Origin of the sequence: Saccharomonospora sp. CUA-673 (assembly GCF_001942305.1) — a bacterium.
Taxonomy (GTDB): Bacteria; Actinomycetota; Actinomycetes; order Mycobacteriales; family Pseudonocardiaceae; genus Prauserella.
Genome location: NZ_MKKE01000011.1, coordinates 115849 through 140390, shown reverse-complemented (window position 1 = coordinate 140390; position 24542 = coordinate 115849). Strand labels below are relative to the sequence as shown.

The 24542-nt window shown below is 69.5% G+C and carries 21 protein-coding genes, 1 tRNA gene and 6 pseudogenes; 12 read left to right on the top strand and 16 right to left on the bottom strand.

The window, feature by feature from the left end:
• Positions 1-85: 85 nt before the first annotated feature.
• The 6 genes and pseudogenes from BJF85_RS06790 to BJF85_RS06765 all read right to left on the bottom strand — a co-directional run bounded on the left by BJF85_RS06790 (position 86) and on the right by BJF85_RS06765 (position 6983).
• Positions 86-856 (bottom strand): sugar phosphate isomerase/epimerase, encoded by a 771-nt coding sequence (locus tag BJF85_RS06790; RefSeq protein ID WP_222844459.1) that lies wholly within the window; start codon positions 854-856, stop codon positions 86-88.
• Positions 857-1128: 272 nt separating this feature from the next.
• Positions 1129-2128, bottom strand: a pseudogene (locus tag BJF85_RS30890) (sugar phosphate isomerase/epimerase family protein).
• Positions 2128-3320: pseudogene (locus tag BJF85_RS30885) on the bottom strand (Gfo/Idh/MocA family protein). Before BJF85_RS30885 ends, BJF85_RS30890 begins: the two co-directional pseudogenes overlap by 1 nt.
• Positions 3321-3354: 34 nt before the next feature.
• On the bottom strand, positions 3355-4395 hold the full coding sequence (locus tag BJF85_RS06775; protein WP_075846214.1) for a substrate-binding domain-containing protein: 1041 nt from the start codon (positions 4393-4395) through the stop codon (positions 3355-3357).
• Positions 4396-4463: 68 nt separating this feature from the next.
• Positions 4464-5470, bottom strand: a pseudogene (locus BJF85_RS06770) (ABC transporter permease).
• A 32-nt stretch (positions 5471-5502) separates the two neighbouring features.
• Positions 5503-6983, bottom strand: a pseudogene (locus BJF85_RS06765) (sugar ABC transporter ATP-binding protein).
• 206 nt (positions 6984-7189) lie between these two features.
• Here BJF85_RS06765 and BJF85_RS31190 point away from each other — a divergent pair.
• Positions 7190-7339 (top strand): annotated as a pseudogene (locus BJF85_RS31190) (winged helix-turn-helix transcriptional regulator); the annotation flags it as partial.
• 53 nt (positions 7340-7392) lie between these two features.
• Positions 7393-8364: an ROK family protein gene (locus tag BJF85_RS06760; protein WP_255375452.1), complete on the top strand. Its 972-nt coding sequence runs from the start codon at positions 7393-7395 to the stop codon at positions 8362-8364.
• A 145-nt stretch (positions 8365-8509) separates the two neighbouring features.
• On the opposite strand, the gene BJF85_RS27170 is transcribed toward BJF85_RS06760, so the two are convergent.
• On the bottom strand, positions 8510-9301 hold the full coding sequence (locus BJF85_RS27170) for a DUF5677 domain-containing protein (RefSeq protein WP_139320502.1): 792 nt from the start codon (positions 9299-9301) through the stop codon (positions 8510-8512).
• A gap of 433 nt (positions 9302-9734) precedes the next feature.
• On the opposite strand from BJF85_RS27170, the gene BJF85_RS06755 reads away from it, so the two are divergent.
• Positions 9735-10019 carry a hypothetical protein gene (locus BJF85_RS06755; protein ID WP_075846213.1) on the top strand — a complete coding sequence of 95 codons (285 nt, stop codon included), beginning with the start codon at positions 9735-9737 and terminating at the stop codon, positions 10017-10019.
• Positions 10020-10084: 65 nt separating this feature from the next.
• Positions 10085-10357 carry a hypothetical protein gene (locus BJF85_RS27165; protein WP_222844457.1) on the top strand — a complete coding sequence of 91 codons (273 nt, stop codon included), beginning with the start codon at positions 10085-10087 and terminating at the stop codon, positions 10355-10357.
• Positions 10358-10823: 466 nt separating this feature from the next.
• Here BJF85_RS27165 and BJF85_RS06750 read toward each other — a convergent pair.
• A tRNA-Arg gene (locus BJF85_RS06750) sits at positions 10824-10897 on the bottom strand.
• Positions 10898-11072: 175 nt separating this feature from the next.
• Here BJF85_RS06750 and BJF85_RS06745 point away from each other — a divergent pair.
• Complete coding sequence (locus tag BJF85_RS06745) at positions 11073-11792, top strand: GNAT family N-acetyltransferase (RefSeq protein ID WP_075846212.1); 720 nt, start codon at positions 11073-11075, stop codon at positions 11790-11792.
• Here BJF85_RS06745 and BJF85_RS06740 read toward each other — a convergent pair.
• The 5 genes from BJF85_RS06740 to BJF85_RS06720 all read right to left on the bottom strand — a co-directional run bounded on the left by BJF85_RS06740 (position 11781) and on the right by BJF85_RS06720 (position 16062).
• The gene (locus tag BJF85_RS06740) at positions 11781-12233 is read right to left on the bottom strand and encodes a cold-shock protein (protein WP_255375451.1); all 453 of its coding nucleotides are present in this window, start codon (positions 12231-12233) and stop codon (positions 11781-11783) included. The genes BJF85_RS06745 and BJF85_RS06740 overlap by 12 nt on opposite strands.
• Before the next feature lie 114 nt (positions 12234-12347).
• The gene (locus tag BJF85_RS06735; RefSeq protein ID WP_075846211.1) at positions 12348-13112 is read right to left on the bottom strand and encodes an SDR family NAD(P)-dependent oxidoreductase; all 765 of its coding nucleotides are present in this window, start codon (positions 13110-13112) and stop codon (positions 12348-12350) included.
• A gap of 14 nt (positions 13113-13126) precedes the next feature.
• Positions 13127-14545 (bottom strand): TRAP transporter large permease, encoded by a 1419-nt coding sequence (locus BJF85_RS06730; RefSeq protein ID WP_075846210.1) that lies wholly within the window; start codon positions 14543-14545, stop codon positions 13127-13129.
• Positions 14542-15054 carry a TRAP transporter small permease gene (locus BJF85_RS06725; RefSeq protein ID WP_255375450.1) on the bottom strand — a complete coding sequence of 171 codons (513 nt, stop codon included), beginning with the start codon at positions 15052-15054 and terminating at the stop codon, positions 14542-14544. The genes BJF85_RS06730 and BJF85_RS06725 overlap by 4 nt, the downstream gene beginning before the upstream one ends.
• A gap of 3 nt (positions 15055-15057) precedes the next feature.
• A complete protein-coding gene (locus BJF85_RS06720) occupies positions 15058-16062 on the bottom strand; it encodes a DctP family TRAP transporter solute-binding subunit (protein ID WP_139320500.1) in 1005 nt (334 codons plus the stop codon).
• Positions 16063-16203: 141 nt separating this feature from the next.
• On the opposite strand from BJF85_RS06720, the gene BJF85_RS06715 reads away from it, so the two are divergent.
• The 7 genes and pseudogenes from BJF85_RS06715 (at position 16204) to BJF85_RS06695 (ending at position 21552) form a co-directional block, all read left to right on the top strand.
• Positions 16204-17118, top strand: a complete 915-nt coding sequence (locus BJF85_RS06715) for an IclR family transcriptional regulator (protein WP_222844456.1) — start codon at positions 16204-16206, stop codon at positions 17116-17118.
• Positions 17115-18299, top strand: a complete 1185-nt coding sequence (locus BJF85_RS06710) for an acetyl-CoA acetyltransferase (protein WP_075846207.1) — start codon at positions 17115-17117, stop codon at positions 18297-18299. Before BJF85_RS06715 ends, BJF85_RS06710 begins: the two co-directional genes overlap by 4 nt.
• Positions 18296-19102: pseudogene (locus BJF85_RS29775) on the top strand (AMP-binding protein); the annotation flags it as partial. The gene BJF85_RS06710 and the pseudogene BJF85_RS29775, both read left to right, overlap by 4 nt.
• 116 nt (positions 19103-19218) lie before the next feature.
• Positions 19219-19872 (top strand): AMP-binding protein, encoded by a 654-nt coding sequence (locus BJF85_RS29770; RefSeq protein WP_369822104.1) that lies wholly within the window; start codon positions 19219-19221, stop codon positions 19870-19872.
• The gene (locus BJF85_RS06700; RefSeq protein WP_083666023.1) at positions 19869-20549 is read left to right on the top strand and encodes a PCC domain-containing protein; all 681 of its coding nucleotides are present in this window, start codon (positions 19869-19871) and stop codon (positions 20547-20549) included. The genes BJF85_RS29770 and BJF85_RS06700 overlap by 4 nt, the downstream gene beginning before the upstream one ends.
• Entirely contained in the window at positions 20546-20758 is a 213-nt protein-coding gene (locus tag BJF85_RS26465) for a hypothetical protein (protein ID WP_083666021.1), read from the top strand. Before BJF85_RS06700 ends, BJF85_RS26465 begins: the two co-directional genes overlap by 4 nt.
• Positions 20755-21552, top strand: coding sequence for an SDR family NAD(P)-dependent oxidoreductase (locus BJF85_RS06695; protein WP_075846206.1), 798 nt, complete (start codon positions 20755-20757; stop codon positions 21550-21552). The genes BJF85_RS26465 and BJF85_RS06695 overlap by 4 nt, the downstream gene beginning before the upstream one ends.
• 53 nt (positions 21553-21605) lie before the next feature.
• Here the strand turns inward: BJF85_RS06695 and BJF85_RS27885 are convergent, their stop codons facing one another.
• The 3 genes from BJF85_RS27885 to BJF85_RS06680 all read right to left on the bottom strand — a co-directional run bounded on the left by BJF85_RS27885 (position 21606) and on the right by BJF85_RS06680 (position 24400).
• A complete protein-coding gene (locus BJF85_RS27885; RefSeq protein ID WP_158056810.1) occupies positions 21606-21947 on the bottom strand; it encodes a hypothetical protein in 342 nt (113 codons plus the stop codon).
• 156 nt (positions 21948-22103) lie between these two features.
• The gene (locus BJF85_RS06685; protein WP_075846205.1) at positions 22104-23444 is read right to left on the bottom strand and encodes an NYN domain-containing protein; all 1341 of its coding nucleotides are present in this window, start codon (positions 23442-23444) and stop codon (positions 22104-22106) included.
• 170 nt (positions 23445-23614) lie between these two features.
• On the bottom strand, positions 23615-24400 hold the full coding sequence (locus tag BJF85_RS06680) for an endonuclease/exonuclease/phosphatase family protein (protein ID WP_139320514.1): 786 nt from the start codon (positions 24398-24400) through the stop codon (positions 23615-23617).
• Between the last annotated feature and the right edge of the window lie 142 nt (positions 24401-24542).

Sequence of the window (24542 nt, the reverse complement as noted above, 5' to 3'; positions counted from 1 at the left end):
GAGAACACACGCGCGGCTGACGTGACCGCACGTCACTGGATGGGGCCGGCGCCGGGTGACGACCGGCCGATCGACGGATTGGGCATCAGAAACGCAGCGTGCGCAGGTAGGAGTAGCCGACCTCGACGGTCTGGCGGACCGTCACGTCCGGGGTGTCGTTCTCGACGATGTACTCCCGCACGCGGTGCGCACGGAAGATGCGGGCGAAGTCGATGTGGCCGGTGCCCAGGTCGGCCATGTCGCCGTCGTGGGCGTGCCGGTCCTTGACGTGGTACTGCAGCACGCGCTGCGGCGCGGACCGGATCACGTCGATCGTGAAGCCCTCGGGGTCGCTCGCCCCGTCACCGCTCTCGATGCCGCCGCGCACTGCCCAGTAGATGTCGAGCTCGAGGTGCACGAGCTCCGGGTCCAGTTCGGACGTGAGCACCTGCCACGGCGTCACGCCGCCGCCGAGATCGGTGGTGAACTCCTGCGCATGGTTGTGGTAGCCGTAGCGCAGGCCGGCCGACCGGGCCACCTCGGCCTCGTGGTTCATCTGCTCCGCCCACCGCTGCCAGTCGGCCTTGTCGGACGAGTCCAGATAGGGCACCACCATGAACGACTGGCCGAGCGTGCGTGCGTTGTCGATCTTGGTGTGCAGAGCTTGTTCGCTGTCGCTGATGTCGTCGTGGCCGGACGTCGCCGAGATGCCGATGTCGTCGTAGAACTCCCGCAGCTCCTGCGCGGTGCGGCCGAAGTAGCCGAGCGCCTGCTCCACCTTCCGGTATCCGGTGTCGGCCAGCATCCGCAACGTGGCGTCGAAGCCCGGCTCACCCTCCAGGTCCGAGCGCGTCGTGAACAACTGGACACTGATCAATCCCGGCGCACCCGGCGAAGTCCGGCACCCGGGACGGTGGCCTGTGCCGCGGGTGCCGCGAACCCGGCGGCGAGAAGCCCGGCACCGACCGCACCGCCCAACGCGGACCGCAACGCACCTCGTCTGCTGATGCCGCGCTCACCGAGCGAGCGGCGAACCGCCCTCTCACCATCGAATCCGTAACACATGAACCCTCCTATTCCGTACTTCTTCGTTGGAGACGTCAGGATCGGGTGTGTTGCACGCGCGGCGAGGCGCGCGGGTGTCGGGGTTCAGGAACTGAAAGCGGCGTCGAACGCGGCCTCCGGCGGGTCGAACAACTGCTCGCGCACGTACCGCAGCGACTCGGGAGCACCCCGCAGCCGGTCCATGCCCGCGTCCTCCCACTCGATCGAGATCGGACCGTCGTAGCCGATGGAGTTCAGCACGCGGAAACACGCCTCCCACGGCACGTCCCCACGTCCGGTGGACACGAAGTCCCAGCCGCGCCTCGGGTCACCCCACGGCAGGTGGGAGCCGAGCCTGCCGTTGCGGCCGTTGCCGGTGTTGCGCTTGGTGTCCTTGCAGTCGACGTGGAAGATCCGGTCCGCGAAGTCGACGAGGAACCCGGCGGGGTCGATGTCCTGCCACACCATGTGGCTCGGATCCCAGTTCAGGCCGAACGATTCCCGGCGCCCGATCGCGTCGAGGGTGGCCACGGTGGACCAGTAGTCGTAGGCGATCTCCGACGGGTGCACCTCGAGCGCGAACCGCACGCCCTCTTCCTCGAAGACGTCCATGATCGGGTTCCACCGGTCGCGAAGTCCCGGTATCCGGCCTCGATCAGGTCGGCGGGCACCGGCGGGAACATCGCCACGTATTTCCAGTTCGCCGAACCCGTGAAGCCGACGACGGTGTTCACGCCGAGCCGGGCGGCGACCCGCGCGGTGTGCTTCATCTCCTCGGCCGCGCGTTGCCGGATGCCCTCCGGCTCGCCGTCACCCCAGACCCGCTCGGACAGGATCGCCTTGTGGCGCGCGTCGATCGGGTCGTCGCAGACGCCTGCCCCTTGAGGTGGTTTGAGATCGCCCACACGCCGAGCCCGTGCTTGTCCAGGATGTCCAATCTGGACCGGAGATACGACTCGTCCTCCACCGCGCGCCAGACGTCGAGATGATCGCCCCAGCAGGCGATCTCCAGCCCGTCGTAGCCCCACTCCGATGCGAGCTTCGCGACCTCCTCGAACGGCAGGTCCGCCCACTGCCCGGTGAACAGGGTGACCGGTCGTGCCATCACGCCACCTCCCATGTCGTTCCTGCTGTGTTTGCGTTCGTTCCCGCGACGTCGACCCACGCGCTGCCGGCCTCCGCACTGGCCTGTACCGCGGCGACCACCCGCTGCACCCGCAGCCCGTCGGCGAACGACGGCTCGGGGTCGGTGCCGTCGGCGATGGCGGTGAGCAGATCGGCGGCTGGTGCGAGAAGCCGTGTTCGTAGCCGAGCACGTGGCCGGGCGGCCACCACGCGCCGAGATAGGGGTGCGTCGGCTCGGTGACGAGGATCCGGGTGAAGCCCTGGGTCTCGTCCGGCGCCGAGGCGTCGTAGAACCGCAGGGTGTTCATGTCCTCGAAGTCGAACGCGAGGCTGCCCTCGGTCCCGTTCAGTTCGATGCGAATGGCGTTCTTGCGGCCGGTGGCGTAGCGAGTGGCCTCGAAGGTGGCCAGCGCACCGCCGCTGAACCGGCCGAGGAACACCGCCGCGTCGTCGACGGTCACCTTCCCGGTGCCGTCGCCGCCTGGCAGCGGACGTTCGGGGACGAAGGTGTCCAGCGTGGCACTGACCCCGGTGATGTGTTCATCGGTGAGGAACTGGGTCAGGTCGATCACGTGAGCACCGATGTCACCGAGCGCGCCGGAGCCCGCCCTGGTGGCGTCGAGCCGCCACGAGTGGGGAGCAGCCGGGTCGGTGAGCCAGTCCTGCAGGTACTGCGCCCTGACGTGGCGCAGCGTGCCGATCCGGCCGTCGCGCACGAGTTTTCGTGCGAGCGCGAGTGCGGGAACACGCCGATAGGTGAATCCGACCATCGCACGGACGCCGTCGGCGCGGGCTTGTTCGGCGGCCTTGGCCATCTCCTCGGCCTCGTCGACCGAGTTGGCGAGAGGCTTCTCGCAGAGCACGTGCTTGCCCTCCGCGAGCGCGGCGATCGCGATCTCGGCGTGCGTGTCACCGGGGGTGCAGATGTCCACGAGGCCGACATCGTCCCTGGCGATCAGTGCGCGCCAGTCGGTTTCCACGCTCTGCCAGGCGAACCGGCGGGCCATCTCCTCGGCCTTGGCGCGATCGCGCCCGCCGAGCGCAACCAGCCGCGGTTCCAGCTTCGGATCGAAGAAGCTCTTGGCGTTGCGCCATCCCTGGGAATGCGCCATCCCCATGAAGGCGTAGCCGATCATGCCGATCCCGATCGGCGCTCTGTCCACGTGCGTCATCAGCCCTCCCGGGGTGGTTCGTCGGTGCGGTGCGTCAGGACTCGAATCCGAGCGGGAGGTACTGCTCGACGTTCTCCTGCGTGACGACGGGCGCGTCCAACACGATCCGGCGCGGTACTTCTCGCTGCACCAGGTCGGACATGCCCTTGTCCTGGGCGAGCAGCCGCGCGAGGCGGACACCGTCGGCGGCCTGCGTCGGCGGGTAGAGCACGGTGGCTTCCATCTCGCCCGCCTGGATCCAGCGCATCGCGTTCTTCGAGCCGGCACCACCGAGGAAGGCGAACTCGTCACGGTCCGCGCTCTCGAACGCGGCCTTGACACCCACGCCCTGGTCGTCGTCGTGGTTCCAGATGATGTCGATCTCCGGCACCGCCTGCAGCAGGTTCGATGCCGCCTGCTCGCCGGACTCCACGGTGAAGTCCGCGGCCACCCGGTGGTCGACCTCCTGACCGCACTGCTCCAGCGCGTCCTTGAACCCGTCGGAGCGGTCCTGGGTCAGCGGCAGCGAGTCCGTGCCCGCGATCTCGGTCACCACCGCGTCGCCGCCGAGGTCGTTCTCCTCGACCAGATTGCAGGCGTAGTTGCCCGCCGAGACGCCCATTCCGTAGTTGTCACCGAGGATCGTGGTGCGGGCGGCGAACTCGCTGGAGAACTCGCGGTCGACGTTGACGACCGGGATGCCCGCGTCCATCGCCTGGGTGGCGACCTGGGTCAGCGCCGCGCCGTCCGTCGGCAACAGCACGATCGCGTCCACGCCGTCGTTGATGAACGTCTCGATGTGGCTGATCTGCATGTTCGGGTCGTTGGTGCCTTCCGCGACCCGCAACGTGACGTCCTCGTACTCCTCGCCCTCGGCAATGGCGGTCGAGTTGATCGCCGCCAGCCAGCCGTGGTCCGCCTCCGGGCCGGAGAAACCGATGACGACTTCCTCGCCGGGATCGTCGTTCTCGCTGACCGCCCTCGGGTCGTTGTCGGCCTCCTGTGCGGCCGGATCGTTGCCTGTACAGGCGGTGGCGAGCATGGCGAGGGCTGCCATGGCGCCGGTGGCGCGAAGGAGTCTGCTGCGGTGCCGCATGGTTCTCTCCTCGGAGATGAGTGTTCCGACGGGTTTCGCGTGGGGAGTCGCGTGGGGAGTCGCGCGGTTCACGGCGGGGAGCCGTTGCGGGCCGCGACGCGCTGTTGCAGCAGCACCGCGACGACGATGATCGCGCCTTTCGCCACGGCCTGGGTGGACGTGTCCAGGTTGTTGAGCGTGAAGACATTGGTGAGCGTGGTGAAGATCAGCACACCGAAGACGGTGCCGACGATCGTGCCGCGACCGCCCGAGAGCAGCGTCCCGCCGATGACGACGGCCGCGATGGCGTCGAGCTCCATGAGCGTGCCGTGCGTCGAGGTCCCCGCCGTGGTGCGCGCCAGCAGCATCACCGCCGCGAGTCCACATGCGACACCGACGAGGACGTACAGCAGCGTGGTGTGCCGCTTGACGTTGATTCCCGCAAGCCTCGCGCCTCCGGGTTGCCACCGACGGCGAGGGTCCGGCGGCCGAACGTGGTGCGGTTGAGCAGAATCCAGCCCGCGACGGCGACCACCGCGAAGATGATCACGAGCACCGGGATGCCGAGCACCCTGCCACCGATGACGTCGGTGAAACCGCTGACCGTGACGACCTGCGTGCGCTTCTGCGCGATGATCTCCGCGAGTCCACGCGCACCGGCCATCATCGCCAGCGTCACGATGAACGCCGCCATCCTGCCGTAGGCGATGAGTATCCCGTTCACGAGGCCGCAGCCCGCGCCGACCAGCAACGCCGTGGTGACCATGACGATCCAGTGGGTGTCGGTCGCGAGCGCCTGCGTGGCGAGGGTCGAGGCCCACACCGACGACAGCGCCACGATCGCACCGACCGACAGATCGATACCGCCGCCGGTGATCACGAACGTCATGCCTACGCTCACCACGCCGATCACCGACGCGAGACGCAGGATCGTCATCATGTTGTCGAAGCTGACGAAGCGGTCGCCCGCGGTGATCACACCGACGACGCACAGCAGCAGCAGCGCGATCACCAGACCGAGGTTGCGACCGGAAGGACCGGAGAACAACCCGGTGACACGGCGCACCGACCCTTCGGTGCGCCCGCCGGGCGGCATCGTGCCCGGCGATTCAGACGTGCCAACGGTCCTCACGCGGCGTCTCCTTCCATCACCATGTCGAGCACCCGGTGCTCGTCGATCTCATCGGCGGGACCGTCGTGGAGGAGGACGCGTCGGAGATCACCAGGACCCGGTCGGACAGTCCGATCACCTCCTCGATCTCGCTGGAGACAACGACGACCGCGATACCGCGGGCCGCCAGATCCCTGATCAGCGCGTAGATCTCGGACCGCGCGCCGACGTCGACGCCGCGGGTCGGTTCGTCCAGCGCCAGCACCCGGCACTCGCGCAACAACCAGCGGGCCAGCACGACCTTCTGCTGGTTGCCACCGGAGAGCGTGCCCACGTGGCGCGCCGCGTCGGCGGGCCGCACGTCGAGTGCGCGAACCTGGTCGTCGGCCGCACGCCGCTCGTCCCGACGATTGACGAAACCGCCGCGGGCGAACCGGCCCAGACTGGCGAGCGAGATGTTGCGCGCCACCGACTCGTGCAGCACGAGTGCCTGACTCTTGCGTTCCTCGGGGCACAGGCCGACACCCGCGGCCACCGCGGCTCCCACCCGCCCCGGGCGCAACCGGCGGCCTGCGACCGACACCGTCCCCGCCTGCGCCTTGCGCGCGCCGTAGATCGTCTCGAGGATCTCCGAGCGGCCCGAGCCGACCAGTCCCGCGAGGCCGACGACCTCCCCGGCGGCCACGGTGAACGACACGTCGCGGAACTCCCCCGGCCTGCTCAGCTCCGACACCTCGAGCACGGTGTCGCCCAGCTGCCGCTGCGACCGCTCCGGGAAGGCGTACTCGATCGACCGGCCGGTCATCAGCCGGATGATCTCCGACGTCGGCGTCTCGGCCGCGGCGAGTCCGGTGGCGGCGGTACGCCCGTCCTTGAGGACGGTGACCCGGTCGCCGATCTCGCGAATCTCCTCCAGCCGGTGGGAGATGTAGACGATCGCCACGCCCTGCGCCGCCAGCTCGCGAATCACGCCGAACAGCCGCGCGACCTCTTCCTGGTCCAGCACGGCGGACGGCTCGTCCATCACGATCAGCTCGGCCTCGTGCGACAGCGCGCGGGCCATGCTCACGATCTGCTTTCCCGCGGCCGGCAGGCGCCCCACCTCGACATCGGGGTCCACCTCGGGATGACCGAGACGACGCAGCAGCTCGGCGGCCGACCGGTTCGCGTCGGTGCGCGCGACGACTCCCCATCGCGCGCGCTCGTGCCCGAGGTAGATGTTCTCCGCCACGGTCAGCCCGTCGACCAGGTCGAGCTCCTGGTAGATCGTGGCGATCCCGTGGTCGATCGCGTCCTGCGGGCCAGCGATGCGGATGTCCTCGCCGTGCCAGCGGATCGTGCCGCCGTCCGGCTGGTGCGCCCCGGCCAGCACCTTGATCAACGTGGACTTGCCTGCGCCGTTCTGCCCCAGCAGGCAGTGGACGTCGCCCGCCCGCACCTCGAGGTCGATGCCGTCCAGCGCCTTCACGCCGGGGAAGTGCTTGACGATGCCGCTCATGCGCAGCAGGGGCTCCAGCCCCGCATCGTCTGTGATCTCGCTCTCCCTTGAGCTCATGGCGCTGGACTATAGGCGCACTTTTGCCTGTTCGGCATCATAAGTCCGCCGATTTACATCCAAATGGCCGCATCTGTGACGTGAGAAGTCAGGGTTGTTCTAGTGTCGAACTAGCGAATTCTGCTGATGAGGGGAAGGAAGGCGGTCACATGACTCGGGGTGAGCTGGCACCGACAGGCACGGCGACGCTGTTCCAGTTCCTGCGCGACGGGCGGCCACGTACCCGCGCCGAGCTGGCCGCCGAGACCGGCCTGGCACGCTCCACCGTCGCCGAGCGCATCGACACCCTGCTCAGTTCGGGCCTGCTGAAGTTCAGCGACAAGGCCAACTCCACCGGCGGCCGTCCGCGACGATGGTCGCCTTCAACCCGGCGGCCAGGGTGGTGCTCGCCGCCGACATCGGCGCGACCCACGCCAAGCTCGCGGTCACCGACCTCGCGGGCGACGTGCTGGTGGAGGAGGACAAGGTCCTCGACATCGCCGACGGCCCCGAGGTCGTGCTGCGGGAGGTGTGCGACCGCGGCCGCGCGCTGCTCACGCAGGCCGAGCGGGACGAATCCGACTTGCTCGGCGTGGGCATCGGGCTGCCCGGGCCCGTCGAGCACCTGTCGGGCAAGCCGACGAGTCCGCCGATAATGCCCGGCTGGGACGGGTTCGACGTCCCCGCGTTCGTGCGCGGTGAACTCGGCGCGGCGACGCTGGTGGACAACGACGTCAACATCATGGCGCTCGGCGAGTACCGCGCCCACTGGGCCGAATACGAGCACATGATCTTGGTGAAGGTCGCCACCGGCATCGGCAGTGGCCTGATCAGCTACGGCCGGCTGCACCGCGGGTCGCAGGGTGCGGCGGGCGACATGGGGCACGTCCGGGTGCCGCACGACACCGACATCCTCTGCCACTGCGGCAATGTCGGGTGCCTGGAGGCCGTCGCCAGCGGGGCGGCGATCGCGGCGAAGCTGACCGAGGTGGGTGTCCCCGCGACGAACAGCGCCGACGTGGTCACGCTCGCCCGCAACGGTTCGGTGGCCGCGTTGCAGCACATCCGGCAAGCGGGCCGCGACATCGGGGAGGTCCTCGCGACGGCGGTCAGCCTGTTCAACCCGTCCGTGCTCGCGGTCGGGGGCGCGCTCTCACTGGCGGGTGAACACCTGATCGCGGGAGTGCGGGAAGCCGTCTATCAACGTTCCCTGCCGCTGGCGACGCAGAACCTGCGCATCGTGCCGTTGCGCTCCGGCGACGAGGCCGGCGTGTCCGGCGCGGCGTTCATGGTGATCGACCATGCCCTCGCGGCCGGTCAGGTGGAGTCCCTCCTCACGCAGTGAGCACCGTGGGCACACGGGCGTCCTCGTTGGACGCTAGCTCGCCGTCGGCAGGCAGCACGGCGTGCGTACTGAGCTTGCTGGCGTGTAGCTGAGGCTCTTGGGCGGTGGGTTCTGGTATCTCCCACCGCCCAACCCGTCCGGCCATTTACCGCTCTGAGCGCCGCTTCTTCTTTTCAGCCTGGACCCGTCGACGATAGGCGGCGCTGGGGTGTAGTTCCGGTACGATTCCGATCTTTCCCGCCGCGCGGCGAAGCTCTTCCCGTCGCCCCTTACCGCGTGTAAGCATGTCATATGCTCGACCCGCCCAGACCACACTGCCACCTAGAATCACGAGAAAGCCAGTTGATGGCGGAAATTTGTCCGGGGTAATGGAAAGTTGGAAAGGGTCATCGTGTGCATACTCGTCAACGATGGCGCCTCCCGCATGGGACCACGCGGATAACAGTCGGTACCATGCATATGCTTGCGACCCGCCCGGCTCCAGGTCATTACATAACTGCTGAACTTTCGTGGCCGAATCGGTGCTTGGCGTCTGAACTGGCTCCCACTCGTCCAACTGGGAGGCCAACTGATCAGAGGATAGGTAGCCAGCCTTGACGATCTCGTCGACAAGATTTTTACGTTTCCTCGCATAGTTGTTAAGAAGGCCGTAAACACCGTCGTCCACCTGCGCCACAAACTGAGCGGTCAGCGCGTTCTCCATCGCGCCGCGTATCAATGGCGCCGATTCAATATACATTCCCGCGCTCCACAGCATGTCAACTGCAGTTGCGAGTCGATGTGTATGCGCAGCAAGGCCGAACACCGTGGCTACCTGCGCCACGGTCTTGCCCTTGCAGAGCTCAGCCTTAGGTGGCAAAGTCTGCCAACTGTCAAGGAGTGACCGCAGAAGCTTGAGCAACTCCTGCTGCTCATCCAGCATGTCAGGCTGCTCCATGGCCACCTTATCGCCAGACTGCCCAGCGGCTGTTACAGGAGCCGAGCCCACACCCCGGTGCGCGCTCCATCCTGTAGCCACCATCTTCGACAGAACGCCGCGATGACCAGGCCCATACCCTCAGGGGCTGTCCCCTCCCGATCTCAGCCCATCGGCGTGACCGTGTCGAGGGCCTGACCGCCGGAGTCCCGCCAAATCGGCCCCACGCACTCGCCTGCGCATCGCCGTCACGTCGGCTTCGCCCTGCTACTGGTCTCGATTGCGGCCGCAGTGTTCGTCGGCAACTGGCGCTGGATCATCACCGACCTGCTGATCGGCGCGGCCTGGTCATCGGTGCTGGAACGTCGAGACGACAGACCGGAGAACGACTCCGGCACATGAGCACCCTGACAAGATGAACGCTCGCGGAACGCATGGCGCAGGAGAGGCTGTAATGAAGGATCAAGTACCGCTCTGGGCGACGTTCGTGATAGCCGGGATCGCACTGGTCGGGTCAGTGGGCGGCGCCTGGCTGAACGGGTTCTTCACCGCTCGGCGCGACGACAAACGGTGGCAGCGAGAGCGCGAGCGTGCCGATCTCGACTACTGGCGCGACAAGCGCGTCAAGGTATATACGGACGTGATCGACCAAGCCCGGGAGTCCTGCATGCTGCTGACGGCTATCGGCGAGGCGTTGCAGCGAGGCAATGTGATGAGATACGGCGGCTCCGTGAGTTGATCGCAGCGGGCCAGAGAGCTCGCGCCGAAGTCGCCTTAGTCGGTTCCAGGGAGGTGGTCGCCGCTGTGGGCAACTTGAGCAACACGCTCAGCGATGCAACCGACGCCTTTGTTGCATACGCCGATCAGGACGCCGACGGGGACGGCGATTCAGCGGACCCAGCGGTCGTCACCCGTGCGATCGAGGTCGCAGATCGAGCACTCATCGATTTCACGCTGCTAGCCCGCCGCAATCTCGATGTGCGCGATCCAGAGGAGAAAGACCGGAGCAGCGGGGGCACGAGCGGAGATTCGGATGCACCGAAACCCTTGCGCCACCGGCTGCGGCCAACCCGCTAACGCCGCGTTGTGCGGCGACTCCATCCACCAACTCGTCGCCAAGCTACGATCACTGGCCGAGAGAGCGAGTTGGGTGCGGCGCTCGCGCTCGGCCGCTGCCGCCTCGAGTACGCCGGCGATCTCGCGTAGCTCCGTCGGCCAACCTGCACAGGCGCAGCGGCGCGATGCTGCCATTCTCGTCGATCAGGTCGGCCGAGATCACGCCTAGACGCCGGTTCATCTGCGCGAACCTCCGCGAAGACGGCGTGCCCAGGGTGACGCGATCACGAGCCGCACGGGTCCGATCGCCGCCGAGTAATCACAGAGCGCGCACAGGCGGGAGGGGTCGGCAGCGAGCACCGATAGCGACGAGCGCGGCGGCCGAGGATAACCCCGACCGCCGCGCTCGTCGCGGGAGTTCTTGGCGGGTTTCTGGAGGGTTGACCCCCATAGGTTCGAGTCTCGAAGCCGTTTGGGCTGGTCAGCGCGCCCCCGGCAGGACTCGAACCTGCGACCTAGAGATTAGAAGGCTCTTGCTCTATCCAGCTGAGCTACGGAGGCCTGACGACGGCCGCGCCGGGCCGTGAAGGCCCAGTTTAGTCATCGCCGACCATGTGATCGTTCGAAGCGCCGGATTCGTTTCACTTACGCCCCATGGTGCTACGTGGATCACACCCGTCCAGGTGGGCCGCGGGCCGCGCCTGCCCGGTCGGCGGAGCGACCTACGCTGGGCCGCATGACGATGAGCGACACGTCCGTGCTGGACGATCCGGTCGGCACGTCGCTCACCGGAACGCACGCCCACCTTGCCCGCCGGGTCGGGCGCGCCGTCACGTTCGAGGCCGACGTCGCGACCTTCTCGTCCGTCGGAACCGACCCCGACCTGCAGAGTTGGGCCGATCTCGCGCGATTGCTCGGACCGGGCGGGGCGGCCGATCTGTTCGACTGTCCCGCCCCGCCGCCCGCCGAGTGGGAGCAGGTGTTCTCCCTCGACGGTGTGCAGCTCGTAGCCACCACCAGCACAAACGACGATGCCGAGACCGATGGTTCCGGCTACTCGGCGCTGGTCGAGCTCGGTGCCGACGACGTCCCCGCCATGCTCGACTTGGTGCGCCGCACCGCGCCCGGACCGTTCCGTCCGCGCACCCACGAGCTCGGCACCTACCTCGGTGTCGTCGAGGGCGGCACGCTCGTCGCCATGGCCGGCGAACGGTTGCGGCCGCCGGGCTGGACCGAGATCAGCGCGGTCTGCAGCGCGCCCGAGGCGCGCGGACGCGGGTACGCGACACGTCTGGTCACGGCGTTGGCCGCGCGCATCGCGGCCCGCGGCGAACGTCCGTTCCTGCACGCGGCCGCGTCGAACACCGGCGCCATCGCGCTCTACGAACGGCTCGGGTTCGCCGTGCGCAAACCGGTGACGTTCCGCGGTTTCCGCGTTCCGGACTCAGTTCGCTGAGTCCACCCAGTTGTGCCGCTCGGCGAGCTTCATGATCAGCCTGCGCACAGCGACGACCTCACCACCGGACAGATCCGGAACGCCGCTGAGCAACAACTCCGTGGCCTCCCGTTCGAGCTCGTCCCTGGTCAACACATCCGCCGAACCGTCGCCGTGCACCGCAGGCGCGGCAGCGACTCCGGGACCGGCACCGGGGGCCGTCTCGAAACCCGGCGTCGCCGCTTCGAGCAGTCGCACGTTCGACGCCTTCAGTCCCCGGTCGCCGTCCTCGACGACGAACTCCACGCGCGCACCCGGCACGAACTGGGACCGATCCATGTCGATGTCGTTGACGTGGACGAACACGTCCTCGGTGCCCCGGTCCGGGGTGATGAAGCCATACCCCTTGAGCTCGTCGAACCGAATCAGCTTGCCCGCCATGGCCACATCGGCACTCAACACGAACACCACCACATACCCACAACCGATCGCGGACGGGACTCCCCACGCCCGCTCCCCCGCAACCTAACAACCCGCGTCCGTCTCGTGTGCCGACTCGTCCGAATTCACTTACCGTCAGCCGATCGCGGCCCCGCCGCACACCTTCACCACCTGCCCGGTGACGAAGCCGGCCCCCGGCCCGGCCAGGTAGGCCACCGCGGCGGCGACCTCCTCGGGCCGGCCCATCCGCTTGATCACCTGATCGTCGAGGGCGTAGGCGACGTTGCTGGTCAGCTCCGTCGCGATCGGCCCGGGAGCCACCGAGTTGCAGGTGATCCCGGAATCGCCGAGTTCCTTGGCCAACCACTTCGTCAACGCGATCACGCCGCCCTTCGACGCGGCGTACGCCGGCCCGGAGCGGCCGCCTCCGGAACCGCCGGATCGAGGGCCGCCCATGATGCCGGAGATCGAGCTGACGTTGACGATCCGCCCGCTCCCCTGCGACCGCATGTGCGGTTCGACCGCCCGGCAGTACAGGAACGTGCCGCGCAGGTTCGTGTCGAGATCGCGGCACCACTCGTCGTCGCCGGTGCTCGCCAATCCGTTGCGGCCGGCCGTTCCCGCGTTGTTGACCAGGACGTCCACGGCGCCCAGTTCGGCGACGACGTCGTCGACCGACGCCGCGACGGCTTCCGCGTCCCGGACGTCGACACGTCGATACCGCACCCGCCGATCCGGGACGTCGGCCGCGAGGGCGGAGACGGCGGGCGCCTCGTCGGCGAGGTCGACGACCAGTACGTCGGCGCCCTGCCGGGCGAGCGTCGTCGCGACCGCGAGGCCGATGCCGCGCGCGCCGCCGGTCACCACCGCCACCCGACCGGTCAGATCGAACGGGTTCATCGCTGCTCCCCTCGTCAGAAGCCCAACAGATCCGGCAGCCAGTTCGACAACGCGGGCACGTACGCCACGAGCAGCACGACGGCGAGCCCGGCCAGGAAGAACGGACGGATGCCCTTGACCACCTCGACGAGCGGAACCCGCGCGATGCCCGCGGCGACGAACAGGTTGACGCCCACCGGCGGGGTGACCAGGCCGAGCGCCAGGTTCACCACCATGAGCACGCCGATCGTCGTGACGTCCACACCGGCCGCCAGCAGCACCGGCGCGATCACCGGGACGAACAGGTACAGCGCCGACACCGCGTCGATGAACGCGCCCACGATCAGCAGCAACACGATCGCCAGCAACACGATCAGCGCCCGGCTGTCGGTGAGTCCGAGCAGAGCGGCGGAGATGCTCTCGGCGATCTCGTTGGCCGTGACGACGTAGGCGAACACCGACGCCGCACCGACGATCAGCATGATCACGGCCGACTGCGCCGACGCCGTGACGAGGATCCGGTAGAGCTGGCGGAGCTGGATCTCGCGGTACACCAGCAGACCGACGATCAGCGCGTACGCCGCGGCGACGACGGCCGACTCGGTCGGCGTCACGATGCCGCCGTAGATCCCGCCGAGGATGATGAGCGGCACCAACAGCCCGGGAATCGCCTTCACCAGCGACGCCCCGAACCCTCGCGCAGGCTCGTCCGACTCCAGAGCGGCGCCACCGCCACCGTCCACGCCACTGCCGCCAGGGCCCTCAGTGCCGTCACTGCCGTCACCACCGGCGCCGGACTCGGTGTCGGCACCTCCCCCGCCGCCGACGCCGACCCTCGCCGGCGCGGCGACCTGCCTGCGGGGCAGGAACAGGCTCGCGATCATCAATGCCGCGGCGAGCAGGATGCCGGGGATGATGCCCGCGACGAACAGCCGGACGATCGACACGCCCTCGAAGTCGCTGACCACGACGGCGAAGATGATGAACGCGACGCTGGGCGGCACGATGAGGCCCATCGACCCCGCCGTCGCCAGCAGCGACGTCGCGTGCCGCGCCCGGTAGCCGTGGCGCATCAACGCCGGGATCAGGATCGTTCCGATCGCCGCGACCGTGGCCGGCCCCGAGCCGGAGATGGCCGAGAAGAAGAACGCCGCGAGCACCACGACGATCGCGAGCCCATGCTTGCGCCCGCCCACGCATGCGTGCGCGAAATCGACGAGCCTGCGTGAGATGCCCGCGTACTCCATGATCACGCCGGCGAGGATGAAGAACGGGATGGCCAGCAGCGTCTCCGACGACACGGACGCCGTGAAGACGTTGGGTACGAGCGACAGCTCGGTGAACCCGCCCATCGCGACCAGCGCGACACATGCGGCGACGCCGAGGGCGAACGCTACGGGAACCCCGAGCAGCAGCAACACGAAGAAGCTGGCGAACAGCACGGCACCGATCACCGGTCGGCCTCCTCACTCGGCAGGGCGTCCACTGTGGATCGCCGGAAGCCGTTCCGGCCCGCCTGCACCGTCCGGTACGCCCCGAGCAGCGCGCCGACCGGCAGGGCGATCGTGAACAGCCACTGCGGGATGCCGATGGACGGCGTCGTGCGTCCGCTCTCGGCCTGCAGCATCGCCACGTCGATGCCGAAGATCAGCAGCACCGCGAGGAACGCCAGGATCGCGGCGGAGATGAGCACCGTCATGACCGCGCGCACCGCGCCGGTGGCCGCATCGTGCAGGGCGCTGAACCCGAGGTGCCCTCCCTCGCGGAGGGCGACCACGCCGCCCATCATCACCATCCACACCGCGAGGCTGACCGTCAGCTCGGACGTGAACGCCAACGACGCGTTGAGGAAGTAGCGGCTGACGACGTTGACGAAGGCGACCACGGCGACGATGGCGAACGGCACCGCCGCCAGGACGTTCTCCACCACCTCGAGCACGCGGTCCACAGTGGATTTGCGCACGGCTCAGCGCTCCGGGGTCACGGCGCGGACCATCTCGGGGCCCCACACCTGTTCGTACCGTTCGTGCAGCGGCCCGACGGCACGCTGGAAATCCTCGAGCTGACGGTCGGAGAGCTCGCTCGTCTCCATCAGCTCGGACTGCTCGGCGATCTGCTGCTGTTCCAGACCACGGTTGGTCTCGACCTGGAACGCGTTGGCATCGGCCGCGGCCTCCCGGACGATCTCCTGGTCCTCCGGGCTGAGCGAGTCGAACAGCTCCTGGTTCACCCCGAGCACCAGCGGGTCGTAGACGTAGTTCCACACCGTCAGATACGTCTGCACCTCCGCCAGTCCCGACGAGGAGATGACGTCCATCGGGTTCTCCTGGCCCTCGATGGTGCCCTGCTGCAACGAGGTGAAGACCTCGGAGAAGTTCATCGTCGTCGGGTTCGCGCCCAGGTCGCGGAAGAAGTCGGTGAACATGCCGATACCGGGGATCCGCGTCTTGATGCCCGCGAGGTCGGACGGCTGCTCGACCGCACGCACGTTGTTGGTCAGCTGCCGGAAACCGCTCTCGCCGAATCCCAGCATGGTGATGCCGAATTCCGCGGTCAGTTTCTCGTACGCCTCGGTGGCGCCGCCGCGGAGCGCGCGGTCGGCCTCGTCGTAGTCCCGGTAGAGGAACGGGGCGTTGATCGCGCCGAAGCGCGGGTCGATCCCGGCGTAGATGATCGTCGAGTTGTACGAGAAATCCTTGTCCCCGTTCATCAACTGCTCGACACCCGCGACCGGGTCGCCGGCCGAGAGCTGCTCGCCGGTGAACACGCGCAGCTGCATCCGGCCGTCGGATTCCCGCTCCAACGTGTCCGCGAACCGTTCGGCCGCTTGGTACCACGTGGAGGACTCGCCCACCGTGACGGTCATGTCCCAGGTGTAGACCGGGTCGTTCGGGCCGGCGCTGGGCGTACCGCACGCGCCGAGCGCCAGGCACGCCAGCAGCGCGACGGCACCGCGAAGACGCTTCGACATCATTGTCCGTTCTCCTCGTCCGCCCGGAAGGGCACACCGATCCTGAGAGACCCGATCAACGGTGTCAATCCATCGGGTGGATCTTCGGTCCATATCGTGGACCATTGCGACGCGAGGCTTCGCGCTCGCATGATGGGTGGTGTGAGCGCCAATGCCGACGCGAATCCACCGCGGACCCGTCCCGTCGATCCCGGACACGCAGCCAGGCGGTCCGCATCGTGGACCATCGCTCACACCGCCGACGACGGCCCCCGCCCCGCGGGCTCGCAGAGCATCCAACGGGCGCTCGTGCTGTTGAATCTCGTCGGCGTGCTCGCCCGCGACCGTCCCGAGGGCGTGTCGCTCGCCGAGCTGACGCGCGTCAGCGGACGGCCGAAGGCCAGCGTCCGCCGCACCCTCGTCGCGCTTGCGAGCGAGGGCTTCGTCGAACAGGACCCCGACAGCGCGCTCTACCGACTGGGCGTTCAGGCCCGGGTGCTCGGCGGGCTCGCCGAACAGGACGGCGGCGATCTCGGTGCGCTGAGCACCGACAGCCTGATCCGCCTGGCCGACGCCTCCGCCGACACGTCGTTCCTCACCGTGCGCCACGGCAGCTACGGCGTCTGCACCCACCGGCAGGAGGGGCCGGGCCGGATCCGGAACTACGCACTGGCCGTCGGCGACCGCCATCCGCTGGGCATCGGTGCGGGAAGCCTCGCCATCCTCAGCGCACTGTCCGATGCCGAGGTCGAGGAGGTGCTGGCCTCGACGTCCGCCACGCGCCGGCGCTATCCGCTCTTCGACGACGACGCGCTGCGGCACCTGGTCCGGCGCTCGCGCCAGGCCGGATACGCGCTCAACGAGGGACGCGTCGTGCCCGGTTCATGGGCGGTCGGGGTCGCCATCCACGACGCCGCGGACCGTCCCGTGGCCGCGTTCAGCGTCGCCAGCATCGCCGAACGGCTGGACCGCAACCGGCAACACGACCTCGCCGCACTCCTGGCCCAGGAGGCGGCGACCGTCCACACCGCACTGGTCCGGGCTCAGCAGTCCCGACGGACGAGAGGAAGACCATGACCACGGATCCCGTCACCGGCCCCGCGATCATCGGCTGGGCCCATTCGACGTTCGGCAAGGCAGCCGAACCCGACGTCGAGGCGCTGCTCGCCGGTGTCACCGGCCCCGCGCTCGAGCATGCGGGCCTGTCCGCCGCCGACGTCGACGGCATCGTCGTCGGCGTCTTCAACGGTGGACTGTCGCGCCAGGGTTTCGAAGCCGGCCTCGTCGGCGCGGGCACCCCGGAGCTGGCGACCGTGCCCGCGGTGCACACCGAGAACGCCTGCGCGACCGGGTCGTCGGCGCTGTTCGCGGCGCTCGACTTCGTCCAATCCGGACGGGGCCGGGTCGCGCTCGTCGCGGGTGCGGAGAAGATGACCGCCGCCGACGGCGACGTCGTGGGCGATGCGCTGCTCACCGCCTCCTACCGCAGGCAGGAGGAGCGGGCGGGCAGTTTCGCCGGGATCTTCGCCGACCTCACCCGCGAGTACTTCGAGCGCTACGGCGAGCACGGCGACACGCTGGCGCGGATCGCCGCGAAGAACCACCGCAACGGCGTCGGCAACCCCTACGCCCATCTGCGCAAGGACCTCGGGTTCGACTTCTGCTCCCAGGTCTCCGAGCGGAACCCGTTGGTCGCCGATCCCCTGCGGCGGACCGACTGTTCGCTGGTGTCCGACGGTGCGGCGGCGCTCGTCGTGGCCGCACCGGACGTGGCGGCGCACGCACCGCGGGCCGTCGGGTGGCGTGGCCGCGCCCACGCCAACGACCACCTCCCGTTGAGCCGGCGCGCGGACGTGCTGGCCTTCTCCGGGGCGGCCAGGGCGTTCCGCGACGCCCTCGCCGAAGCCGGCGCCGGACTGTCCGATCTGGACCTGCTGGAGACCCACGACTGTTTCACCGTCGCCGAACTGCTCCAGTACGAGGCGTTCGGCATTGCCGAGCCCGGCAAGGGTGCCGAGGTGCTGGCCGAGGGCCGCACCGAACGCGACGGTGCGCTGCCCGTCAACCCGTCGGGCGGACTGAAGGCCAAGGGACATCCCATCGGTGCCACCGGCATCTCGCAGCACATCATGGCCGCGCTGCAGCTCACCGGCGAGGCCGGCGACATGCAGGTGCCCGGCAGCGAGCTGGCCGGCGTGTTCAACATGGGCGGTGTCGCCGTCGCCAACTACTGCTCGGTGCTGGAGCGCATCCGATGAGCGCACCGACCTCGGCCGCGGGTCCGCTGCGCGCGGTGAACGTGGCCAGGCTCCTCACCGACACCGCGGCCCGGCTGCCCGATCGCGACGCCGTCGTCCGCGGCCGGCGGCGCCTCAACTGGCGTGAGCTCGACGCCCGCGCGTCCGACGTGGCCGCGGAACTGCGCCGACGCGGGCTCGGCCGCGGGGACGCGGTCCTCGTGCACTCCCCCAACCACGTCGAGCTCGTCGCGACGATGTTCGGCATCTGGCGGGCGGGTGCCGTGTTCGCCCCGGCCAACTTCCGCCTCACCCCCGCGGAGGTCGCCGACCTCGCCCGGCTGACGACACCCGCGGCGTTGATCTGCCACGCCGACTACGGCGAGCACGCCGCGGCCGTGTCCGATGCGGTCGCGCTGCCGGGCGGGACGCTGTGGCTCGGCGCCGCGGCCGACACTCCCGGCGCGATCGCGGGACTTCCGGAGATGAGCTCCCCCGAGACGGATGCGGCGGTGTGGAACGGCGATCCCGCCTGGTACTTCTTCACCTCGGGAACGAGCGGACGCCCGAAGGCAGTCGTGCTCACCCACGACCGGCTCGGTTTCGTGGTGACCAACCACATCTGCGATCTGATGCCGGGACTCGACCGCGACGACGCCCAGATCGTCGTGGCGCCGCTGTCGCACGGCGCCGGGATCCACCTGCTGCCTCAGGTCGCCCGCGGCGCCAAGACCGTGCTGCCGACACGGATCAGTCTCGACCCGGCCGAGATCTGGCAGCTCGTGGAGACCGAGCGGGTGACCAACGCCTTCACCGTGCCGACGATCCTGACGACCCTCACGCAGGCCCCGAGGCGACACGGCACGACCTCGGTTCGCTGCGCTACGTCGTCTACGCCGGTGCGCCCATGTACCGGGCCGACCAGGAACACGCCCGCGCCGTGCTCGGCGACGTGCTGGTGCAGTACTACGGGCTCGGCGAGGTCACCGGCAACATCACGGTCCTGCCGCCCGACGAGCACGGCCGGCCGTCGCCGGAGGGCATCGAGTTCGGCACCTGCGGCCGGGTCCGCACCGGGATGCAGGTGAGCATCCAGGACACCACCGGCACCGAACTGTCACCCGGCCAGCAGGGCGAGATCTGCGTCGCCGGGCCTGCGGTGTTCCCCGGGTATCTCGACAACGACGCGGCCAACGCCGAGTCGTTCCGCGACGGCTGGTTCCGCACCGGCGACCTGGGCATGGTCGACGACGAGGGCTACGTCTACGTCACCGGCCGAGCGTCCGACATGTTCATCTCCGGTGGGTCCAATGTGTACCCCCGGGAGATCGAGGAGCGCCTGCTGCGGCATCCGTCGATCGCCGAGGTCGCGGTCGTGGGCGTGCCCGACCCGCGCTGGGGCGAGGTCGGCGTGGCCGTGTGCGTCGCCGCCGGCGCGCGACCCGCCGACACCGACGAGCTGCGGTCGTGGCTGGGCGAGTCCCTGGCCCGGTACAAGATCCCGAAGCGGTTCGTGTGGTGGGACGACATCCCCAAGTCCGGCTACGGCAAGGTTGTCAAACGCACCATCAAACAGCGTCTGGAGACGTCATGACCGGGGCCGCGGCCGAGCAGCGCTGTCCCGGGGTTCCCTTGCGGCACCCCGGACCGCGGCACGCCGAGCGGATCGTGTCCGTGCCGACCGACGTGACCGTTGTCCGGACCCAGCTGCCGCGCGGTGAGCGGATCGCCGACGCGTTGTGGCGGTTGACCTCCGAATCCGGTGCCACGGCAGCGAGCGTCGAGCTGGCCCACGGATCGTTCGGCATCCTGCGCTACGTGTACCCGGCGATCGGCACCGACCGGCCGGCCTACTTCAGCGAGACGGTCGAACCCGCTGGTCCGTGCTTCGTGCGCACCGGTTCGGCGACGGTCGGCGTGCGCGACGGGGCCGGCTTCGCCCACATCCACGCGACGTGGTTCGACGAACACGGGCGGGTGCGCGGCGGCCACCTGCTGCCGGACACCACCGTCGGCGACATCCCGATCGAGGCCACCGTGCGCCTGCTGTCCGATGTGGACCTCGTCAGTGCCACGGACCCCGAGACCGACATGCCGGTGTTCACCCCGCATCCGCGCCGCACGCCGGGTCGGGCGCGCGCGGTCATGTCACGGATCCGGCCCGGCGAGGACCTCTGCGGCGCCGTCGCCACCATCGCCCGGCGTGCCGGCTTCGCCTCGGCCACCGTGCGCGCGAGCGTCGGCAGCCTCGTCGCGCCCGCCTGCGCGTGAGTTCCGACGAGATCGTCGAGGTCGACTGGCCGGCCACGGAGCTGACGTCATTGACCGGCACGGTCCGCGGCGACGACGTCGCGCTCGTCGCCGCGATGGTGGACCGCCACGGCGACGTCCACTCCGGCGCGGTGCTCCCCGGCGAGAACCCGGTGGCCGTGACGTACGAGCTGTACCTCGAGGACGAGGCAGAAGGGGATGGCAGATGAACGCACCACGACTGGCCGGCAAGGTGGCGCTGGTCTTCGGGGGCGGTGGCACCCCGGACGGCGTCAACAACGGGCAGGCCGCCGCGGTGACGTACGCCCGACACGGCGCGCGGGTCGCGGTGGTGGACGTCCGGTCCGACGCGGCGGCGCTCACCGCCGACGCGGTGCGGTCGGCCGGCGGCACCGCGGTGGCGATCACCGCGGACGTCACCGATTCCGATCAGGTCGAGGCCGCCGCGCGGGAGGCGACCACCGAGCTCGGCCCGGTCGACGTGTTGCACAACAACGTCGGCGTGACCGTGCTGGGCGGTCCGGTCGAGCTGAGTCTGGACGAGTGGCGGCGCGCGTTCGCGCTCAATGTGGACGGTGTGTTCCTGGCGTGCAAGCACGTGCTGCCGTCGATGCTCGAGCGCGGTCGGGGGGCGATCGTCAACGTGTCGTCACTGGCGGCGCTACGGCACGTCGGCTACGACTATCCCGCGTACATGTCGGCGAAGGCGGCCGTGAATCAGGCGACCGTGTCGTTCGCACTCACCTACGCCGATCGCGGGATCCGCGCGAACTCCGTGGCTCCGGGCTTCATCGACACCCCGTTGGTACGGGCCCAGCTCTCGTCCCAGGCCGGTTCGATCGAGGATCTGCTGGCGACGAGGAATGCGGTGAGTCCGACGGGCCGGATGGGCACCCCGTGGGACGTCGCCCACGCGAGTCTGTTCCTGGCCTCCGACGAGGCCGCCTACGTCAACGGCGTGTGCCTGCCCGTCGACGGAGGGCTGTCCATGTCGTGCGCGTGAGCTCGCCGCTCGCGGCGGGGTCGGCGAGCTCACGCGCGGGGTGAGGCCGAGCCTCAGTTGTCGTCGTGGTCGTCGTCGTTGTCGTCGTGATCGTGGTCGTCGTGGTCGTCCCGGTCGTCCCGGTCGTCGTCCTGACCGTCACGGTCGTCGTCGCCGTCGCGGTCGTCGCCGTCGCGGTCGTCGCCGTCGCGGTCGTCATCGCCGTCGCGGTCGTCGTCCTGATCGTCGGCGTCGTCGTCGCCGTTGTTCTGGCCGGTCTGACCGCCGTCCTGCTGCTGGGTGGTCTGCTGCGTGTCGCCACCGTTGTCCTCGGCGGGCTCCGAGTCGTTGCACGCCGAGACGAAGGCGAACGCGCCGGCAGCGGCCAGGACGGCAAGCATCTTCCGTGTCTTCATACGGCGAACCGTACTGCGGCGATCCCGTGACCGGCATGAACGCCACATGAAGGGATTCTCATGTACCCGTGAGGGTGAGGCGCCGCGGCACGGACAGAGCGGGACGAACGAGGTGTCCGCGCGCCAAAACGGTCACTGCGCACCGAATTCGGGGCGTCAGCGGAGCCGGATCACGAGCACCGACGACGGCACGGCGTGCGCCCCCGCCCGTCGCACCGACGTGACGATCTCCTGGTCCGAGGTCACCACCACGAGCGGCCGTCCACGGGGTTCGGCGGCGACGAGATCGCGGATCACGTCGTCGGCGAGCACACCCGGCTCCGAGAACAACACGCGCACGCCGCGCGGGTTGGCCGCGGGGATCGACGTGACACCGGCCCCGTCGAACACGGCCGTGACCTCCCCGCCCACGCGCGCCTTCAACGCGCCCAACTGCCCGACGAGCCGCGAACGCTGATCCGCCAGCGGCAGCTCGGGATAGCCGGTCTTGGTGACGTTGTACCCGTCGACGATCAGGTGCACCGCGGGCAGGGCGGGCAGTCGGTCGAGCGCCTCGACGTCGGCGACCCGGTCACCACCGCGTTGCGTCGTCGCCGCCTCGACGGTGTCGGCGGGGCGGGCACCGCGCCCGGTCTCGTCCACCGACAGCTCCCGGCGCAGACCGTCGACCGCACCGCCGAGCGTGTCCAGCAGCAGACCGAGCCGCACCTCGTCGGCGTCGCGGGCCTCGCGTGCGGCGCGCCGTGCCGTGTCGGCATCGGCGACGGCGCGCTCGGCCCGGGCACGCTCGGCGTCGGCGCGGTCGCGTTCCCTGGCCAGTTCGGCAGCCAACCGCTCGGTCTCGTCGCCGCGCCCCGACCTGGCCGCCTCCGCCTCCGCCCTGGCCTCGTCGGCGGCGTCCTTGGCCTGTCGAAGCTCCATGCCCTGGGCGCGCAACCGTTGGCGCAGCTTGTCCAGTTGATCCGAACGCTCGGCACGGACGCGGTCGACATCGGTGCGGGCTGCCGCCAGCTCGGCCCGCACCTCGGCGAGCTCGGCCTCCAGGCGGTGCGCGCGGGCCGACGCCGCGTCGCGTTCGGCCCGCAGGTTCGACTCCTCGGCGCGCTCGGCGGCGAGCCGGACCCGCTCGCCGGCGTCGGCGTGCTCGAGCAACAACGCCGACGCGGCCACGCGCACCGGATCGTCGTCATCGAGCTTCAGGTCCTCGGGCCGGCGTGCCCGCAACCACTCGACGACCCCGGTGCGGAACCGGGGCGAATCCCGCAATCCGGCCAGTAGGGCCGCCGCCCCGGCCCGCGCACGCTTCGCCGGCGCGAACCGTGCCACGGGCCGCAACTGGCGCGGCAGATCCGCCGTCGGAAGTCCACCCAGCGCAGCCGCAGCCAGACCCGCCAGCCGTTCCCGCACCGGCTCCGGCAACGCCGACCAGTCCGGTTCGGACGCCTCGGGGTCGGGAGCGTCCCCGGACTCCTCGGGACGGTGCGACGACGGTTGCATCCGTCCAGTTTAGGTTCCGCCCCACCGGCCGCCCGGCATCCCACCACGGGGTGAGGTGGGCCCGCGGCGGGATCGCGCGAAGGGAACTTCGGTCCCGTTCAACGCGACCATGGGGCCCTCGGGTGCTCTTCAAACGCACCCGAGGCCATGGTGCTGTCCTCGTGCGGCCGTCAGTCCAGGGTTAGGTGGGCCAGGAGGGGGCGGTGGTCCGAGGCCTCCGGTTCGGTGGCGAGCACCTTCGCGAAGGTCGGGGTCACGTCGTCGCCGGTGTAGATGTAGTCGATGCGCCGGTCGGGCTCGTCGGCCGGGAACGTCGCACCGGGGCCCTTGCCCGCCACCGGCCACACGTCCGTGAAGGTCTCGCGCAGCGGCGCGAGCTCCGGGGCGTCGGGCAGGGCGTTCATGTCACCGGCGACCACCGCCGGGCGCGTCTGGTCGACCAGCTCCGAGATCTGCTGCGCCTGCGCCGCACGGTCCGGCTGCGACGACGCGGCGAGGTGCGTGTTGTAGACGTTCACGCGCTCGCCGCACAGGTTCAGCTGGGCGTGCAGCAGACCGCGCTGCTCCTGGTCGGGCGAACGCTCCAGGTAGGTGTTCGACCACTGCACGATCGGGTAGCGCGACAGGATCGCCGTGCCGTACTGCACGCGCGGCTTGCCCGCCTCCGGCGGATCGCGGTCGATGTTGGCGCCGAACACGGCGTGGTAGCCGAGCCGTTTTGCCAGCTCCCGCGTCTGGTCGCGCCACTCGCTGCGCTCGGAGTGGTGCCGGTCGACCTCCTGCAGCGCGGCGACGTCGGCGCCGCTGCGCGCGATCACCCGCGCGATGCGGTCGAGGTCCAGTTCGTCGTCCATGCCCACCCCGTGGTGGATGTTGAACGAGAGCACCGACAACGAGGAACGGTCGGGCGGCGCGGCACTCACCGCCGAGGCCCCGAACACGCCGGCTGCCAGCATGCTCACCACCAGTACCAGCGACGACGTCGCTCTCCGCAGACTCCTCATCCGTGCACCCTCCAGTCGTCGTTCACCCGATCGGTGACTCCTGGGGTGATCGTGTCGAGCGTGGACGACCCAGCGGTGAGTCCGGTATGAACAC

Excerpts from the sequence above, each read along its gene's own strand:
- BJF85_RS06700 (WP_083666023.1), top strand. The coding sequence starts at position 19,869 with ATGACCGGGGCCGCGGCCGAGCAGCGCTGTCCCGGGGTTCCCTTGCGG.
- BJF85_RS06735 (WP_075846211.1), bottom strand. The coding sequence starts at position 13,112 with ATGAACCCGTTCGATCTGACCGGTCGGGTGGCGGTGGTGACCGGCGGC.
- BJF85_RS27170 (WP_139320502.1), bottom strand. The coding sequence starts at position 9,301 with ATGGAGCAGCCTGACATGCTGGATGAGCAGCAGGAGTTGCTCAAGCTT.
- BJF85_RS06710 (WP_075846207.1), top strand. The coding sequence starts at position 17,115 with ATGACCACGGATCCCGTCACCGGCCCCGCGATCATCGGCTGGGCCCAT.
- BJF85_RS06695 (WP_075846206.1), top strand. The coding sequence starts at position 20,755 with ATGAACGCACCACGACTGGCCGGCAAGGTGGCGCTGGTCTTCGGGGGC.
- BJF85_RS06745 (WP_075846212.1), top strand. The coding sequence starts at position 11,073 with ATGACGATGAGCGACACGTCCGTGCTGGACGATCCGGTCGGCACGTCG.
- BJF85_RS06755 (WP_075846213.1), top strand. The coding sequence starts at position 9,735 with ATGAAGGATCAAGTACCGCTCTGGGCGACGTTCGTGATAGCCGGGATC.
- BJF85_RS06680 (WP_139320514.1), bottom strand. The coding sequence starts at position 24,400 with ATGCTGGCAGCCGGCGTGTTCGGGGCCTCGGCGGTGAGTGCCGCGCCG.
- BJF85_RS06720 (WP_139320500.1), bottom strand. The coding sequence starts at position 16,062 with ATGTCGAAGCGTCTTCGCGGTGCCGTCGCGCTGCTGGCGTGCCTGGCG.
- BJF85_RS27885 (WP_158056810.1), bottom strand. The coding sequence starts at position 21,947 with ATGAAGACACGGAAGATGCTTGCCGTCCTGGCCGCTGCCGGCGCGTTC.
- BJF85_RS06775 (WP_075846214.1), bottom strand. The coding sequence starts at position 4,395 with ATGCGGCACCGCAGCAGACTCCTTCGCGCCACCGGCGCCATGGCAGCC.
- BJF85_RS06760 (WP_255375452.1), top strand. The coding sequence starts at position 7,393 with ATGGTCGCCTTCAACCCGGCGGCCAGGGTGGTGCTCGCCGCCGACATC.
- BJF85_RS06685 (WP_075846205.1), bottom strand. The coding sequence starts at position 23,444 with ATGCAACCGTCGTCGCACCGTCCCGAGGAGTCCGGGGACGCTCCCGAC.